We start from the raw sequence: 15426 nt of genomic DNA, 5'->3' as shown, positions 1-15426 counted from the left end.
CGCGGATGCCGGTGAGTCCCGAGGAGCGGCGGCGGTGAGGGCGCGCCGCACCGGGAGAACCCGTCCCCGCCTGTCCCTGACCGGTTCCCTGTTCCTCGCGATCACGCTCCTGCTACTCGTCGCCCTGCTCGCCGCCGGTGCACTGTGGACGGTCAACCAGTACCGCGAGGTGCGCGACGAGTACACGCAACGCGCGCTGACGCTGGCCCACTCCGTCGCCGAACTGCCGACGGTGCGGGACTACCTCGCCGATCCCCGGCATCGCGGCGAGATCGCCTCCCTCGCCGAGCGGATCCGCCGCGCCGCCGAGGTGCGCTACGTCGTGATCGTCGACTCCGACGGCATCCGCCACTCCCATCCCGATCCGGACGAGATCGGCGGCAGGCCACACACCGACCCCGCACCGGTCCTCGCGGGCAACGTCTGGACGGGCACCGAATGGGGCCCCGCCGGCCTGACGCTGCGGACCCGGGTGCCGGTCGAGTCGCGCTCGGGCGAGGTCGTCGGCTACGTGTCGGTCGGCGTGCTGTCCTCGCGGGTCTCGCTCGCGGCGGCAGGCACGCTGCCCACGATCGGCGCCGGGCTGTTGCTCGCGCTCGTCGTCGGTGCGGGCGGGGCGTGGCTCATCTCGCGCAGGATCCGCGCCAAGACACACGGCCTCGAACCGCGGGAGATCACCGAACTGCTGGAGAGCAGGGAGGCGCTGCTGTACGCGATCTCCGAAGGCGTCCTCGCGGCCGACGCCGACGGAGCCGTGCTGCTGGCCAACGACTCGGCCCGCGCGATGCTCGGCCTGCCCGGCGACTGCGTCGGGCGAACCCCTGCCGATCTCGGGCTCCATCCGCGCCTGCGCGCGATGCTGGAGGGCAAGGAGGACACCGACGGCGAGGTGTTCCTGCCCGCAGGCGACCGGCTCCTGGTGTGCGAACACCGTGCCGTGCGGATCGGCGCGCAGGGCACGGGCAGACTCGTCACCCTGCGCGACCACACCGAGCTCGTGCGGCTGGGCGGTGAGCTCGACGGCGTCAGGACCGTGGTCGGCGGCCTGCGGGCCCAGACCCACGAGTTCGCCAACCGGATCCACACGGTGGGCGGCATGCTCGACCTCGGAGCCGTCACGGAGGCACGGCGGTACCTGGCCGAGTTGTCGGCCACGACGGCCGAGGCGTCGACCCGGGTCTCGGACCACGTGGCCGACACGGCGTTGGCGGCGCTCGTGCTGGCGAAGTCGGCGCAGGCCTCCGAACAGGGTGTGGACTTCGAGCTCGCGGCGCTCAGTGACGTGCCTGCGACCCTGCCGCCGGGGCTGCGCGACGACGTGCTGCTCGTCGTCGGCAACCTCGTCGACAACGCCCTCGACGCGGTCGGTTCCGACGGCTGGGTCGAACTGCTCGTCCGGCTCCACGACGACGAGCACCGGTTGCTCGAGGTGCGCGTGACCGATGCGGGCCCGGGCATCGACGTCGAGCTCGGTGACAGCGTGTTCACCCCGGGTGTGAGCACGAAGGACCGCGCGCCGGACGGTTCCGGGCCGCGCGGGCTCGGCCTGGCGCTCGTGCGGCAGGCATGTGCGCGTTGGGGCGGCTGGGTCGACGTCGACACCACCGAGGAGACCGTGTTCAGCGCGTTCCTTCCCGTACGGGAGGATGCGCGGGTGCGGCCGGCCCCGAACCCGGCCGCAGAGATCCAGGAGAGGTGAGGTGCCCGAGTGCTGTCCGTACTCGTCGTCGACGACGACGCGCGGGTGGCCCGCAACCACGCGGACTGCGTCGCCGCGATGCGCGGTTTCGCCGTGGCGGGCGTCGTGCACACCGGCTCGGCGGCACTGGAGGCGGTCGCGGCGCACCGGCCGGACCTGGTCCTGCTGGATCTGTACCTGCCCGACATGTCGGGCATCGACGTACTGCAGCGACTGCGCGGCGGCACCGGTGCCGGCGGTTCGGCGCCCGTCGACGTGCTGGTCGTCAGTGCATTGCGCGACGTCGACAGCGTACGCAGGGCGATGCACGGCGGCGCCGTCTACTATCTGATCAAGCCGTTCGACCTCGACGCGCTGCGGGACCAACTGGAACGCTTCGCCGCCACTCGGAACACGCTGACCGGCGTCGACGAGGTCACCCAGCGCGACGTGGACAGCGTCTTCGGCGTCCACCGACCCGCCAGCCGGCGCGAGCTGCCGAAAGGGCTGACCGCCGAGACGGCCCGGCTGGTCGCGGACACCCTGCGCACGGCGGGTGCCGACCTGTCGGCCGTCGAGGTCGCCGAACGTGCGGGGATCGCGCGCGTCACCGCGCGCCGGTATCTCGAGTACCTGTGTTCCGACGGACGTGCCGAGCTGCGGATGCGTTACGGCTCGGCGGGCCGTCCCGAACACCGGTACCACTGGGTGGTCTGACCGGTCCCGGACGGGCCGGTCAGCGACCGCCGTAGCGCAGGGGAACGCCCGACGAACCGTCGTCGAGCACCCTTGCCGCCAGCCACGCCAGCCCGTCCGCGGTGCGCGCGGGCGTGTCGGAGGGCTGCATGACGTGGCTGAGGACCGCACGCACGAGCACGTCGACCGCCACGTCGAGCTGCTCGGCGCCCAGTCCGGGCCGGTGGGAGCGCACCCGCTCGGCGAGGATCGCCGTCGCTTCGGTGATGAGCGTGTCGGCGCGGGTGGTCAGCAGCGGCAGCAGTTCCGTGTCCCCGCCGTGGGTGGCCGACGCGACGGCACGCAGCAGCACGTTGTCGGCGGCGAGGTCGAGCACGCCGCGCACGGCGTCGTAGATCGCGCCGGGAAGGTCGTCGGGGTGGCGGTCGAACGCCCCGCGCACGAGCGCGAGAAACCGGTCGAGCTCGCGGGCGACCATGGCTTCGGCCAACGCGGTCTTCGACCCGACCTCGTTGTAGACCGTCTGCCTGCTGACCCCGATGCGCTCGGCCAGCCGGGCCATCGTGACCGCCGACCAGCCCTCGCGCGCGGTGATCTCGACGGCCGCGACGATGATCGGCTGCCGGTACTGACCGCCGACCGCCGTCGCGGCCGCGAGAGTGTCACCCATGATCGCCATTCTAGGCGTCCCCGCCGTGCTCCCGGCCCGCCACGAACCGGCTCACGCGCCGACCCTTCCCGGAGCGACGAAGTCGATCTTCTCGCGCACACCGCAGTCAGGGCAGCACCACGAGTCCGGGATCGCCGACCAGGGAGTGCCCGCCGGGAAGCCCTCCCTCGGATCACCGGTCCGCTCGTCGTAGACGTAGCCGCAGCCGGGACACATCCCGCCCTCGGTGGCCTCGCCGTGGACGTCGGCGGCGACGGACCCGGTCGCCGAGTCCTCGGCCGTGTCCCGCGTGGCCGTGTTCTCGAGGGACGTCTCGTTCTCGAGGGTCGCCTCGGTGACGGTGGTCGCCGCGCCGGTGTCCGACACGCCTGCGCCGCCGTACCGGGCGAGGATTTTCTCCCGCTTGCTCGGCTGAATGTTGGCGCGGGCGATGTCGCCGTCGAAGTGGGCCAGCACGCGCGGATCCATCACGCGCCGCCACAGCGGCGGAATCAGTGCGAGCACGATCATCCCGGCGTACCCGGTGGGCAGCACCGGCGATTCCGCGAAGTCACGCAACGTCTGGTAGCGGCGGACCGGATTCGCGTGGTGGTCGCTGTGCCGTTGCAGGTGATACAGCAGGACGTTCGTCGCGATGTTGTTCGAGTTCCAGCTGTGGCTGGGGTCGACGCGCTCGTAACGGCGGCGCCCCGGGGTGCCGCGCAGCTGCCGCAGCATGCCGTAGTGCTCCATGTAGTTCACGATCTCGAGCAGCGAGAACCCGACCACCGCCTGGATCAGCAGGTACGGCAGGACGCCGATCCCGAGCCACACGACCATCGCCGCCCACAGCAGCGCCGACATGAGCCACGCGTTGAGCACGTCGTTGCCGATGCGGTACGGGTGCCGGTCGCGCCGTGCGTAGCGCTTGCGCTCGAGCCGCCACGCCGACCGCAGGGAACCCACGACGGTCCGCGGCCAGAACCGGTAGAAACTCTCGCCCACCCGGCTGCTCGCCGGATCCTCGGGCGTGGCCACACGGACGTGGTGGCCGCGGTTGTGCTCGATGTAGAAGTGGCCGTAGAAGCTCTGTGCGAGCGCGATCTTCGAGAGCCACCGTTCGTGGCTCTCCTTCTTGTGCCCCAGTTCGTGCGCGGTGTTGATACCGATACCGCCCACGCAGCCGACCGTGATCGCCAGCCCGACCTCGTCCAGGGCCGACAGGTCACCACGGGCGATCAGCCACAGCGCGACGACGAACCCCGCGTACTGGATGGGCAGGAACGCGTAGGTCACCCACCGGTAGTAGCGGTCGCTTTCGAGCCGTTCGATGACGTCGTCCGGCGGATTGCTCCGGTCCAGTCCGGCCACCAGGTCGAGCAGCGGCACGACCCCCAGGATCACGATCGGTCCGATCCACAGCCACACACCCCATCCCGTGGCCGCGTGCAGGCCGATCGCGACGAACACCAATGACGGCACGACCAGGCCGATCAACCACAGGTACCGCTTGCGGTCGGTCCATTCCTCCGTCGAGCCGGCGGGCACCGTTGCCGTCGCGTCACTCATCGCATGCCTCCTCGATCCGATTTACAGAATCGTAGAGTTTGTAAAGCGGCATGGACAATAGGGAGCGGCGCGTACATCGCCCGAACGAGCGGGCCGCGAGTCGCGGTGTCGAATATCTGGACAGTCGCCGGGTGTGATCCGGATTACGTTCGGAGGGATCGCCCGAGCACCACGAGCTCAAGGAGAGCCCCATGGATCGACTGCGTTTCGGCACCTTTCTCGCCCCGTTCCACCCCGCGGGCGAGAACCCGACGCTGGCACTGCAGCGCGACCTCGAGCTGGTCGAACACCTGGACGCGTGCGGGTACGACGAGGCGTGGATCGGCGAACACCATTCCGCGGGCACCGAACTGATCGCGTCACCGGAGATCTTCATCGCCGCGGCCGCCGAGCGGACGCGGCGGATCAAACTGGGCACCGGCGTGACGTCGATCGCGTATCACAATCCGCTGTGGGTGGCCGAGCGCATGGTGCTGCTCGACCACCTGACGCGCGGGCGCACGATGCTCGGCTGCGGCCCGGGATCCCTGCCGTCGGACTCGATGATGCTGGGCCTCACGCCGACGGACACCCGTGAACTGATGGAGGTCGATCTCGACATCATCATGCGGCTGCTGCGCGGCGAGACCGTCACGGAACAGACACGGACGCACAGTCTCGTCGACGCGCGACTGCACCTGCGGCCGTACACCGAGCCGTGTTTCGACATCGCCGTCGCCGCGGTGGCCTCCCCGACGGGACCGCGGCTGGCAGGGCGCCACGGCGCCGGACTGCTGTCGATCGGAGCGACGATGACGCAGGACGGCTTCGACGCACTCGCCCACCACTGGGGCGTCGTCGAGGAACGCGCGGCGCACTACGGCCACACCGTGTCGCGCCGCGACTGGCGGCTCGTCGGCCTGATGCACGTGGCCGAGACACGGGAGCAGGCCTACCGGGACGTCGAGTACGGGATCGAGACGTGGTTCGACTACTTCCAGAAGACCGCGGCGTTCCCGCAGATGGCCGTCGAAGGCAACCGCCTCCGCGAGATGATCGACTTCATCAACGAGGCCGGTGTCGGCGCGATCGGCACCGTGGAGGACGCCCGCGCCCAGGTGCAACGGTTGTGGGACCAGTCCGGCGGGTTCGGCTGCATGCTGCTGCTCGCCCACGAGTGGGCCGACCCGGCCGCGACGAAACGCTCCTACGAGCTCATCGCCCAACACGTCATGCCGCACTTCCAGGGCGGGGCCGTCTCGCACGCGGACCAGACGCTCGCCGCGAAGCAGCGCGCCCGTAGCACACGGGAGGACTACGCCGCTGCACAGCTGCAGGCGGTGGCGACCATGACGGAACGCTACGAGAAGGAGAAGACCGAACAGTCGTGACGACCACCGGGCCGGTGACGGCGGCAGCCGCACGTCGCCGTCACCGGCCCCGCACGCGTCAGTGCAGCGTCTGCACGGCGTCCTTGGTGAAGGGGACGAGCTCGGCTTCGCGACCGCCGAGCACCTTGCTCGCCCACTCCGGGTCCGCGAGCAGTGCTCGGCCGACGGCGACCAGGTCGAACTCGTCGCGTTCGAACCGTTCCAGCAGCCCCTCGATGCTCTGCACACCCGCTCCCGCACCCTGGAAGGTCTCCGGGCTGAACACCGCGTCGAGTCCGACCGACCCGACCGTGATGACCGGTTTGCCCGTGACCTTGCGGGCCCAGCCGCCGATGTTCAACGTCGAGTCGTAGTCGGGGAACTCCGGCTCCCAGTAGCGTCGCCCCGAGGCGTGGAAGGCCGTCACACCGGCCGAGGCGATCGGGCCGAGCACTTCCTGCAGTTCGTCCGGCGTGGTCGCGAGCTTCGCGTCGTAGTTGTCGGCCTTCCACTGCGAGAAGCGGAACAACACCGGGAAGTCGGGAGACACCCGCTCGCGCACGGCGCGCACGATGTCGGCCGCGAACCGCGTCCGCGAGGCCGCGTCACCGCCGTACCCGTCCGTGCGGCGGTTGGTGCGCTCCCACAGGAACTGGTCGATCAGGTACCCGTGGGCGCCGTGGAGCTCGACACCGTCGAACCCGATCCGCTCGGCCTGCGCCGCGGCCTCGGCGAACGCCTCGACGATCCGGTCGATGTCGGCCGAGGTGAGCGCGTCGCCCGCACCCTCTGTGCCGTCCAGCGCCACACCGGAGGGCCCCACCGACGGCGCCTCCGGATACGGCGGCTTCCCGGCCACCCGCTGGATGCCCACGTGCCACAGCTGCGGCATGATCGTGCCGCCCTCGGCGTGTACCGCGTCGACGACGCGCCGCCAGCCGGCGAAGGAGTCCTCGCCGTGGAACCGCGGCGCCTTCCCGATGTCGCCCGCGGACGGATGGTCGACGTACGTGCCCTCGGTGATGATCAGGCCCGTGCCCGCGGCGGCACGCCTGCTGTAGTAGGCCGCGACGTCGTCGCCGGGGACACCGTACGGCGAGAACGCCCGCGTCATCGGCGCCATGACGATCCGGTTCGGCAGCTCCGCCGAGCCCAGGGTGAACGGGCGGGCGAGGGCCTGTGCGGCGCGTGTGGACATGCTGCTCCTACTGCGTTTCGACTACTGCACTGTCAGGACCGGCGGCGCCGTCGGCACGGACACCGCGTACCGAATCCGGGACGAAAACTGCTCCTGTCAAACATACATATCCGCGGCGAAACTGTAACTGTGTCGAATACCATTGGGCGCACGGGAATCCCGCGCCGCCGGTACGCTGGAGCTATGGAACAGGAAGGTGGTGAACGGGCACGTGCTGGACATTCGGTTCTCGAGCGCGCTGAAGGCGATGCTCTACCTCGCCGCCACCGCGGAGCACGACCCCGCCGACCCGCCGACGTCGAGCTCGGCGCAGCTCGCGGACGTCCTGGCGACCAACCCGAGCCTGGTCCGCAAACTGCTCGTGCCGCTCGTCCACGGCGGCCTCGTCGAATCGACGAAGGGACGCGCAGGCGGAGCCCGACTCGCCCGCCCCGCCGACGAGATCACTCTCGCCGAGATCTACCGGTGTTCCGTCGGGGACAAGCCGTTGTGGGCCTGCCGCCCCGACACCGCGTCCTGCGAGGCGACGGCCAACACCGAGGAGTTCTTCAGCAGACTGAATGCCGACACCGAACAGGCCGTCCTCGGAGTGCTGGGCGAACGCACCCTGGCCGACAGCCTCGCCGAGGTGCGTTCTCTCCGCGAGACGGCCGCACCGCGCTGAACACCACCGGCGCCCGCGACCGTTCGCGACGCTGCCCCGCATGCGCGACGGCGTCCCGCGCGGTCACCCGACAGGCGGCGCCTCCGGCGACGACTCTCGCAACAACCCCAGCCTGCTCGCGGTTCGATCCGTCCCCTGTGGACGGTGCGCGAGCAGTTCCGGCAAGCTGCGGTCGGCGATCAGATGCAGCGTCCTGCCGCGATCGTGAAGGACGTCCACCAGATTCACCAGCCGCTGCCAGCCGTCCGGGCTGCGCGGCGGACGCACCCCGCTGAGCACCCATGTCCCGAAGCGCTCGGCCAGTGCCAGGTAGTCGTGAGTGGACGTCGGCCGTTCGCACAGCTCGCCGAAGTCGAACCACACCTCGCCGTTCACGGCCGGGACACCGCTGTCGGCGCGCACCGCCAGTGCCGGCAGCGTTCTCCCGGTCCCCCGTACCTGCGAACGCTCCTCCGCCGACGGCGGAGCCAGACCGGCGGCGACGACGTCGCCGGGACCGGTGCACCGGACATGAACCCCGCCGAAACCACCGGCGGGCCCGCCCCGTGTCCGGTGATCCGTCGGCCCCGCCACGGCGACGACGTCCAGGCGCCGCTTGATCACCGCGATGCCGGGCAGGAAGAGGTGGTGATACAGCGGATCGGGCAGCAACTCGTCCGGGTGGTCGTTCGACGTCGCCACGAGGGCGACCCTCCGGTCCGCCAGTACGTCGAGCAACCGCGTGACCAACGCGGCGTCCCCCGGAGTCGCGACGTGGAACTCGTCGAACACCACGAGCCGGGCGTGCCCGATCAACTCGGCGACGGCCGCCTCGACCGAACCGCACCGGAACACCGCGCCGTGCAACCGATCGAAGAACGCATGGCAGTGCACGCGCAGCGCCGGCACCGCGACCGCGTCGCAGAACGTGTCGGCGAGGAACGTCTTGCCCCGGCCTGCCGGTCCGTACAGGTACACACCGCCGGGACGACGGCGCACGAACCGCCTCGCCAACCGCTCCCCCAGCGCGGCGAGCACCGCAGCCGCGTCTCGCTGCGCATCGTCCAGCCGGAACCCCCGCTGCGCGGCCGCCGTCGTGAACGCCGTCGTGAATGCAGCAGTCCCGCCCATCCGCCGCTCCTCTACACCTGAAGAGTCCTCTACGGTTGAAGAGTACTGCGGACAAGCGGAAGGCGGGCCGATGAGTGATCGAGATCGCCGCACCCTCATGGCGGAGGCGGCGCTGGACATCGTGGCCGACCACGGAGCACGCGCCCTGACGCACCGCGCCGTCGACACCCGGCTCGGACTCCCGGCGGGGTCCACGTCGTACTACCTGCGCACCCGGCGGACGCTGCTGGCCGCCGCGGTGCACCGGCTCGCCGCACGAGCGCGCGCGGACTTCGACGGGGTCGCGGGCACCGGCAGCGACCCCGAACCGGCCGACACCAGGAACACCGCGGACATGCCGGACGCCGACGACATCGACGCCGCCGCCGCGCGCATCGCCACGTTCCTCGACCACACCGTCGGAACCCGCCGACGGGACACCGTGGCGCGTTACGCGCTGGTCGTCGAGACCTCCGGAGACGGGGAACTCCACCCGGTCCTCGCGCGTGCCGCGTTCTCCGTGCCCGCCGCGGTCGCGTTGCTCGACGCGTTGGGTGCCCCGGACCCGGAGACCGCGGGTGCCGACCTCGTGGCCCTGGCCGAGGGCCTCGTGTTCGACCGCATCGCGGGCAACGGTGCCGTGACGCCACCCGAACCCGGCAGTACGGCGAGCGTGGAGGCGTTCCGCCGCGCCGTGGCCGCCCAGCTCCGAGGAGCCACGGCGCGGACCTGAATCCCACGTCCGGGACGGCGGTCACCCGGTGATGCGGACGACCACCTGCCGGTTGGCGTAGGTGTAGGCCTCGTAGGTGAACGAGGTGCCCGTGCGCTCGACGTACTCCTGCCAGGCCTTGTGCTCGTGCTCCTGCCAGCCCGGGTAGTTGAAGTACTCGTCGAAAGCGACGATGCTGCCGGGGCGCAGCCGGGGCCCGACGAGGTCGAGCACCGTCTTCGCCGAGCTGTAGAGGTCGCTGTCGATGTGCAGGAAGTCCACCGGGCCCGGGTGCTGGTCGAGGAAGTCCGGCAGCGTGTCCTCGAACCAGCCAACGACCAGTTCCGCACCGGGCACGTCCGGCAGGTCCTCACGTGCGAAGGTGCCGGCCTGGATCCCGACCAGCCACGGTTCGGGGAGCCCCTGGAACGAGTCGAAGCCGAAGACCTGCTTGTCGTCGCGGACCGACGTGATCAGGCGAAGCGTGTTGCCGGTGGCCACCCCGAATTCGAACGCGAGTCCACCGGTCGGCGCGAGCGACAGCGCATGCCGCAGCGTCTCGGCGGGCGTGCGGAAATGCTCCGCCCCGATCATGTTCTCCCGCGCGAAATGGTGACTTTCCAGCGCCGCTTCCTGATCACCCGCGTACACCGTGTCGCGCCGCGACCGGATCTCGAACTCGACGACCCGGTCCAGCACGCGCTTCACGTCCTTGCGGAGGGCCGCCACCTCCGCTTCGAGCCGTTCGACGTCGCGGGAGCGACCCCGGTCCCGCACCGCACGGTAGGCACCCCTGGCCAACTGCTCCGCCTTGTGACGCTTCTTCTCGAGCACGGTGTCGATACCTCCTGCGGGGTGAGCTGTGACCGTCGTGGGCGCCGATGGCCACCGTCGACACGAACGACCACCGCCGGCGCGAGGGGGCGCCGTTGCCCCGAATGACCGTTCTTCTCGCTGTGTCACCTTGACGGCGCTGTGCCACGGAATCGGCCGTTCCGGCCGCCGACGACGTTGTTGTCACGAGTTGATTACGACGTGGCCGCGGTCACGGTAACCCCCGCCGAGAGCCCCACGTGCACGGGGCGGACGGGCGCGTCGCCGGCCGCCGGCGTGGCGACCCCGCGGCGCCTCACCACGGCAAACGCACCGACGGCGCCATCGCGAGCAGCTCGCGTTCCGTGCCTCGCGGGCTCCGCGGTGTCCTCGACCGCCGAGGCCCGGCAACGATTCTCACTCGATCGAGCCACTCGACGGTCCCCGCAGAACCAGGTGTCGGGCGGACACGCGAACCGTCCCCGGCAGCCACGGATCCGCGGCTGCCGGGGACGGTCACGATCCTCGCCCCGAGGTGGTCACCCCGACGACACTCGCGCGGCCGTGGCGACGAGCAACTCGGTCGCCGTCCGGCACGCCTCGTCGGTGATGATGTGCTCGTCGCCCGGGTCGATCCGGTGATCGACGTCCGCACCCGCCCGGCGCAGCAGCTCCGTCGTCGCCTCGACCCGGTTCCGCGGCACCCACGGATCGTGCTCGATGCTCCGCACCACGGCCGGGACACCCTGCAGCGAACCCTCCTCCGGCCCGGGTGGCTCCGTACCGACGTACCCGCCGGTGAACACGACGAGGCCCGCCACCGGGCGCGGTGCGGTGAGGATCAGCTGCGAGACCAGGCACGCGCCCTGCGAGAAACCCCAGAGCACGGTCCGCCGCGCGTCGAACCCGGCCCGTGCGATCCGCCCGAGCGCATCGTCGAGCACCTCCAACGACCGGCCGAGCGCCGGTTCGTTCCGGTCCACGGGTTCGAGGAACGAGAGCGGGTACCACGTGTTGCCCTCGGCCTCCGGGGCGAAGAACCGCACCGGAGCCGGTCCGAACCGCTGCGAGGTCTCCCGCATGAACGCCGGGTCCTGCCCGCGGCCGTGGACCGTCAGGACGGCCAACTCGGCCCGGTCGGCCGCCGCGCCCCATTCCTGCAACGGCGCGCTCATGCGGTCACCGCCCGTTCGTCGAGCGCGTACCAGGTGCGGTCCCGGTACACGAGCGGCGCGTCGGCCGCGGCGCCCGGACCGACCTCGTCGACCTCGACCACGACCAGTGTCGAACCACCCGCCGTCAGCCCGTCGGCGATCCGTCCCCGCAGCCACGTACCCACCGACGACAACACGGGTTCACCGGTGGCCAACCGGTGCCACCGGCACGGCGGCGCGAACCGGTCGATGCCACCCGTGGCGAACCGCTTCGCCAGGTCGACCTGCCCGGCGTCGAGCAGGTGCACCACGACGCTGCCCGCCGCCTCGATGCGCGGCGCCGCCGACGAGCGGGCCGACAACGAGAACGCCAGCAGGGCGGGCCGTGCGCTTAGCGAGATGACCGACGTCGCCGTGAGCCCGGCGGGTCCCGAGCCGTCGTCGGCCGTGATGATGGCGACCCCGGCCGGATGCGTGCGGAACGCGGCCGCGAACCGCTCGGCCAGGGCCTCGTCGGACTCCGACATCACTGCGCCTCCTGCAGCTCCAGGAACACCCACTGCGCGTTCGGCGCCAGGCCGCTGAGCAGTTTGCCGCAGTTCTGCAACACGACCGGCCCTGAGGTGACGTGCTGGGTGCCCGCGTGCAGATCACGGAAGAACCGCTGCAGGACGCCGCGCCGCAGCGCCGCGGTGGCCGCCCACTTGTAGACGGTCTGCCCCACCGCGTGCACCGACCACGTCGTGTTGTTCAGCATCAGCCGGGTGAGTGTCTCCTGCTCCGTGTCGAGCGGTTCGCCCGCGTCGAGGGTGACCTCGTTGTCGGCCCACACCTCCATCGCCCACGCCCGGGCCGCCCGCAGTTTCGCCTCGGCCTCGGCGTACTCCGCGTAGAACTGCTGGGTGTCCACCGACGCGTTCGGGCCGCCGGTCTTCTTGGCCGCCAGGGCCTTCATCTCGTCGAGCATCCGCCTGCCCACGCCGAGCGCCCAACCGGTGTGGCAGATGCCGGACATGTTGGCCAGGCCCATGCGGTAGATCGCCCCGCCCTGCAGGGTGGTCGTCGTCGCGATCTCGTAGACGTGCGTGGCGGGCACGAACACGTCCTCGCACACGTAGTCGTGGCTGCCCGTGCCGCGCAGGCCCATGACGTCCCAGTTGTCGACGACCGTCACCTGCTCCTTGGGAAGGGAGAAGATGAGCGCCTCGCCGGTCTCCTCGCAGAACGCGGCGGTGTGAATGTGGGACGCCATCGACATTCCCGACGCGAAGTGCCAGTGCCCGCTGATGCGGTAGCCGCCGTCGACCTTGACGGCGGTGCCGAGCTTCGTGCCCTGGCCTGCGAGCGTGGCGTACCGATCGTCGGCCACGTCGGGGTACAGGTCCGCCACGGCCTCCGGCCCCAGGTAGGCGGCCGTCGTCCCGGTGACCATCTGCAGGGCCATGAACGCCCAGCCCGCGGAGGCGTCCGCGTAGGACACCTTCGCGATCGTGTCGATCACCTGGCGCGGGGAGAACTCGTACCCACCGAGTTCGTGCGGAATGCCGATCTTCAGGGCGCCGCTCTCCCGCAGGGCCTTCGCGCTCTCGTCGGCCAGCCTGCCCAGTTCCTCGCCCTGGTCGGCGTTCTCCTCCAGCACCGGGGTGATCGCGGTGAGACGCTCCATGATGTGGTCGAAGTGCTCGCTGACGTGCAGCTGGTTCATGATGTCCGTCCTTCGGTCGGTGCCGGGGCCGTCACACGCGGCTCGACGGCGGTGAGAATCCAGTCGATGACCGGCTTGACGGTCTCGTCCGAGTTGGCCTCGAAGATCAGCGCGTGACCGTTGCCGGTGATGCCGTGGTCGGGCAGGTGCACATGCCGGGCGTCGGCACCCGCTCCGCTCAGGAAGTCCACGACCTGCGGCGCGAAGTCCGCGAACGCCGAGGCACCGCCGGTCACCACCGCGACCGGCGTGCCGGCCAGGCCGGGGATGCGTCTCCCCGCCACCTCCTCGGGAGTGGCCGCGGGCGGGTCGCACGCGATCTCGGCGCTGGTGAGGCCCCAGCTGAGCGTGCCCATGCCGGGGATCTCCGCGAAGGGCGGCCCGACCGGTTCGATCGCGGCGATCGCCGCCACGGTCCCCGGCCGCGCGGCCGCGGCCAGCCAGCCGACCGGCCCGCCCGCCGAGTGCGTCACGAGTACCGCCTCGCCGAGGAGGTCGAGGAGCTTGGCGAGCCGGTCCGCGTCGAGGCGTTGCGACTCGGCGAGGTCCGCGGGCAGTGGGCCCATCGGACTCAGGAGCTGGTCGACGTCGTCGGAGCCGACCTCCCGCGCGAACGTCCACTGTGTCTGGTGCTCGCGCATCTCGTCGGGCAGGAACAGCGCCGTGGCGGCCTCGTACGGGAACTGTGCTCCCATCGGCCCGATCACGTCCGGGTGGTACGGCGACCTGCCGTGCCCGCAGCGGTCGACGACGTAGACCGCGAACCCGGCCTCGACGAACCGCGTGGCCCATCCCGGCCTGCCGTCGGGAGTGCCCGTCCAGTCGGTGCCTTGTCCGCCTCCGCCGTGCACGAGCACGAGCGGCACGGGGTGAGCCCCCTCCTGCGGCGCCTCCCACGAGACGAACATCGGGGCGCGCTGCACGGTTCCGTGCTCGGCCACGACGCGCTCGCCGGGGATCCAGAACTGTCCACGGCGGACGGTCGACTCGTGGCCGCCCGCCACATGTGGTGCCGTCATGTCCGTCACCTCCACGCTTGTCCGAAGGCCGCGGCTCAGATGTCGATCGGTTCGAGCCTGCCGAGCAGCTCGTCGCGGCGGTGTTCGAACTGTTCCGGCAGCTGGAACCGGCTGCCCAGCTCGTGCGGCGACTCGTCGCAGGTCCACCCGCCGTCGGTGTGGGTGACCGCGAGCTCGAACAGCGCGCCGCTCGGCGTCCGGACGTAGACGCTCTTGAAGTACTTGCGGTCCTTGAGTTCGGAGATGTCGGTGTAGCCGCGGCCCTCGATGCCGAACTTCACCGCGTCCTGGTTGTCGAGCGTGTCGAGGTTCCAGGCGAAGTGGTGGTAGGTGCCGGCACCGTACCCCCATGTGCCCTGGTCGTCGCTGCGGTTGACCGTGATCTCGAGGTGGTTGCCGTGCTTGGCGTCGCCGATCTGCATCCCGAGCACGGAGCCCTCCTCGGCGAGCCCGCCGGTGGCGAAGAACGACTCGTCGGCGAACTCGACCATGCGGTCGGGCGTGGCCATGTGCACGCCCACGCCGTGGATGCCGTGGATCGCGTGTTCCTGCGGCACGCCGTAACCGGGGTGGCCGATCCGCTCGTCGCCGCTGTTGCCGACGAACACGTACTCGATGCCCGAGGGGTGGCGGAACGCGAGCCTGCGCTTGCCGAACCGTTCGACGTTGGCCACCTCGATGTCGTGGCCGGTGAGCCGGTCGTACCAGAAGTCCAGCGAGTGGTCCGGCACCGACAGCAGCACCTCACGCGCCTGGTTGGTGCCCCGCTTGCCGTAGAACCCGGCCTGCGCCCACGGGAACGTCGTCACCACGCTCGACGGATCGCCTGCGGCGTTCGAGTAGTACAGGTGGTAGACGGGCAGCGAGCCGTCGAACAGCACGGTGCGCTTGATGAAACGCATCCCGAGGACCTTGACGTGGAAATCGACGTCTTCCTGGGCGTCGGCCACGGAAAGCGTCACGTGGTGCGACCCTGTCACGTATGTCATCGATGGCTCCTCCACACTGAGAAAATCCACACGGAGAACTCCGGCTGAGGCGAACTGTAGGAACGCCCGCCCGCCGGCGTGTGACGTCAGAGCGCACGACGATGTCGAACCCGCGCACCACCGCTCACCTGCGGAGGACCGG

The 15426-nt window shown here is 70.7% G+C and carries 15 protein-coding genes; 5 read left to right on the top strand and 10 right to left on the bottom strand.

The annotated features are described in order from the left end of the window. Positions 1–34: 34 nt before the first annotated feature. Together LY13_RS00490 and LY13_RS00485 are read left to right on the top strand one after the other, a co-directional pair. Entirely contained in the window at positions 35–1699 is a 1665-nt protein-coding gene (locus LY13_RS00490) for an ATP-binding protein (protein ID WP_253826104.1), read from the top strand. Between the two features lie 9 nt (positions 1700–1708). After that, positions 1709–2395: a response regulator gene (locus tag LY13_RS00485; protein WP_253826103.1), complete on the top strand. Its 687-nt coding sequence runs from the start codon at positions 1709–1711 to the stop codon at positions 2393–2395. A 19-nt stretch (positions 2396–2414) separates the two neighbouring features. On the opposite strand, the gene LY13_RS00480 is transcribed toward LY13_RS00485, so the two are convergent. Both LY13_RS00480 and LY13_RS25535 read right to left on the bottom strand, forming a co-directional pair. Then, positions 2415–3053, bottom strand: coding sequence for a TetR/AcrR family transcriptional regulator (locus tag LY13_RS00480; protein WP_253826102.1), 639 nt, complete (start codon positions 3051–3053; stop codon positions 2415–2417). Between the two features lie 42 nt (positions 3054–3095). Beyond that, positions 3096–4592 carry a fatty acid desaturase gene (locus tag LY13_RS25535; RefSeq protein WP_301298253.1) on the bottom strand — a complete coding sequence of 499 codons (1497 nt, stop codon included), beginning with the start codon at positions 4590–4592 and terminating at the stop codon, positions 3096–3098. A 191-nt stretch (positions 4593–4783) separates the two neighbouring features. On the opposite strand from LY13_RS25535, the gene LY13_RS00465 reads away from it, so the two are divergent. Beyond that, positions 4784–5962: an LLM class flavin-dependent oxidoreductase gene (locus tag LY13_RS00465; protein WP_253826101.1), complete on the top strand. Its 1179-nt coding sequence runs from the start codon at positions 4784–4786 to the stop codon at positions 5960–5962. A 58-nt stretch (positions 5963–6020) separates the two neighbouring features. On the opposite strand, the gene LY13_RS00460 is transcribed toward LY13_RS00465, so the two are convergent. Further along, entirely contained in the window at positions 6021–7139 is a 1119-nt protein-coding gene (locus tag LY13_RS00460; RefSeq protein ID WP_253826100.1) for an NADH:flavin oxidoreductase, read from the bottom strand. A gap of 211 nt (positions 7140–7350) precedes the next feature. Between LY13_RS00460 and LY13_RS00455 the strand changes: the two genes are divergently transcribed. Further along, a complete protein-coding gene (locus LY13_RS00455; protein ID WP_253826099.1) occupies positions 7351–7803 on the top strand; it encodes an RrF2 family transcriptional regulator in 453 nt (150 codons plus the stop codon). Between the two features lie 63 nt (positions 7804–7866). On the opposite strand, the gene zapE is transcribed toward LY13_RS00455, so the two are convergent. Further along, entirely contained in the window at positions 7867–8913 is a 1047-nt protein-coding gene (gene zapE / locus LY13_RS00450; RefSeq protein WP_253826098.1) for a cell division protein ZapE, read from the bottom strand. A 70-nt stretch (positions 8914–8983) separates the two neighbouring features. Here zapE and LY13_RS00445 point away from each other — a divergent pair, with 70 nt between their 5' ends. Further along, a complete protein-coding gene (locus LY13_RS00445) occupies positions 8984–9625 on the top strand; it encodes a TetR/AcrR family transcriptional regulator (RefSeq protein WP_253826097.1) in 642 nt (213 codons plus the stop codon). A gap of 21 nt (positions 9626–9646) precedes the next feature. Here the strand turns inward: LY13_RS00445 and LY13_RS00440 are convergent, their stop codons facing one another. From LY13_RS00440 to LY13_RS00415, 6 genes are all read right to left on the bottom strand, one after another. Then, entirely contained in the window at positions 9647–10438 is a 792-nt protein-coding gene (locus LY13_RS00440; RefSeq protein WP_253826096.1) for a class I SAM-dependent methyltransferase, read from the bottom strand. A 518-nt stretch (positions 10439–10956) separates the two neighbouring features. After that, positions 10957–11592 carry an alpha/beta hydrolase gene (locus tag LY13_RS00435; protein WP_253826095.1) on the bottom strand — a complete coding sequence of 212 codons (636 nt, stop codon included), beginning with the start codon at positions 11590–11592 and terminating at the stop codon, positions 10957–10959. Further along, positions 11589–12098, bottom strand: coding sequence for a flavin reductase family protein (locus LY13_RS00430; RefSeq protein WP_253826094.1), 510 nt, complete (start codon positions 12096–12098; stop codon positions 11589–11591). The genes LY13_RS00435 and LY13_RS00430 overlap by 4 nt, the downstream gene beginning before the upstream one ends. After that, complete coding sequence (locus LY13_RS00425; RefSeq protein WP_253826093.1) at positions 12098–13276, bottom strand: acyl-CoA dehydrogenase family protein; 1179 nt, start codon at positions 13274–13276, stop codon at positions 12098–12100. Before LY13_RS00425 ends, LY13_RS00430 begins: the two co-directional genes overlap by 1 nt. Continuing rightward, a complete protein-coding gene (locus LY13_RS00420) occupies positions 13273–14295 on the bottom strand; it encodes an alpha/beta fold hydrolase (protein ID WP_253826092.1) in 1023 nt (340 codons plus the stop codon). Before LY13_RS00420 ends, LY13_RS00425 begins: the two co-directional genes overlap by 4 nt. A gap of 35 nt (positions 14296–14330) precedes the next feature. Beyond that, positions 14331–15284: a VOC family protein gene (locus tag LY13_RS00415; RefSeq protein ID WP_253826091.1), complete on the bottom strand. Its 954-nt coding sequence runs from the start codon at positions 15282–15284 to the stop codon at positions 14331–14333. Positions 15285–15426 lie beyond the last annotated feature (142 nt).

This window comes from Prauserella aidingensis, assembly GCF_024171865.1.
GTDB lineage: Bacteria > Actinomycetota > Actinomycetes > Mycobacteriales > Pseudonocardiaceae > Prauserella > Prauserella aidingensis.
The sequence above is the reverse complement of the archived record's forward strand: the minus strand, read 5'-3'. Positions and strand labels throughout refer to the sequence as shown.

Coding starts and splice junctions, on each gene's coding strand:
- LY13_RS00480 (WP_253826102.1), bottom strand. CDS start 3,053: ATGGCGATCATGGGTGACACTCTCGCGGCCGCGACGGCGGTCGGCGGT.
- LY13_RS25535 (WP_301298253.1), bottom strand. CDS start 4,592: ATGAGTGACGCGACGGCAACGGTGCCCGCCGGCTCGACGGAGGAATGG.
- LY13_RS00465 (WP_253826101.1), top strand. CDS start 4,784: ATGGATCGACTGCGTTTCGGCACCTTTCTCGCCCCGTTCCACCCCGCG.
- LY13_RS00460 (WP_253826100.1), bottom strand. CDS start 7,139: ATGTCCACACGCGCCGCACAGGCCCTCGCCCGCCCGTTCACCCTGGGC.
- zapE (WP_253826098.1), bottom strand. CDS start 8,913: ATGGGCGGGACTGCTGCATTCACGACGGCGTTCACGACGGCGGCCGCG.
- LY13_RS00445 (WP_253826097.1), top strand. CDS start 8,984: ATGAGTGATCGAGATCGCCGCACCCTCATGGCGGAGGCGGCGCTGGAC.
- LY13_RS00435 (WP_253826095.1), bottom strand. CDS start 11,592: ATGAGCGCGCCGTTGCAGGAATGGGGCGCGGCGGCCGACCGGGCCGAG.
- LY13_RS00430 (WP_253826094.1), bottom strand. CDS start 12,098: ATGTCGGAGTCCGACGAGGCCCTGGCCGAGCGGTTCGCGGCCGCGTTC.
- LY13_RS00425 (WP_253826093.1), bottom strand. CDS start 13,276: ATGAACCAGCTGCACGTCAGCGAGCACTTCGACCACATCATGGAGCGT.
- LY13_RS00420 (WP_253826092.1), bottom strand. CDS start 14,295: ATGACGGCACCACATGTGGCGGGCGGCCACGAGTCGACCGTCCGCCGT.
- LY13_RS00415 (WP_253826091.1), bottom strand. CDS start 15,284: ATGACATACGTGACAGGGTCGCACCACGTGACGCTTTCCGTGGCCGAC.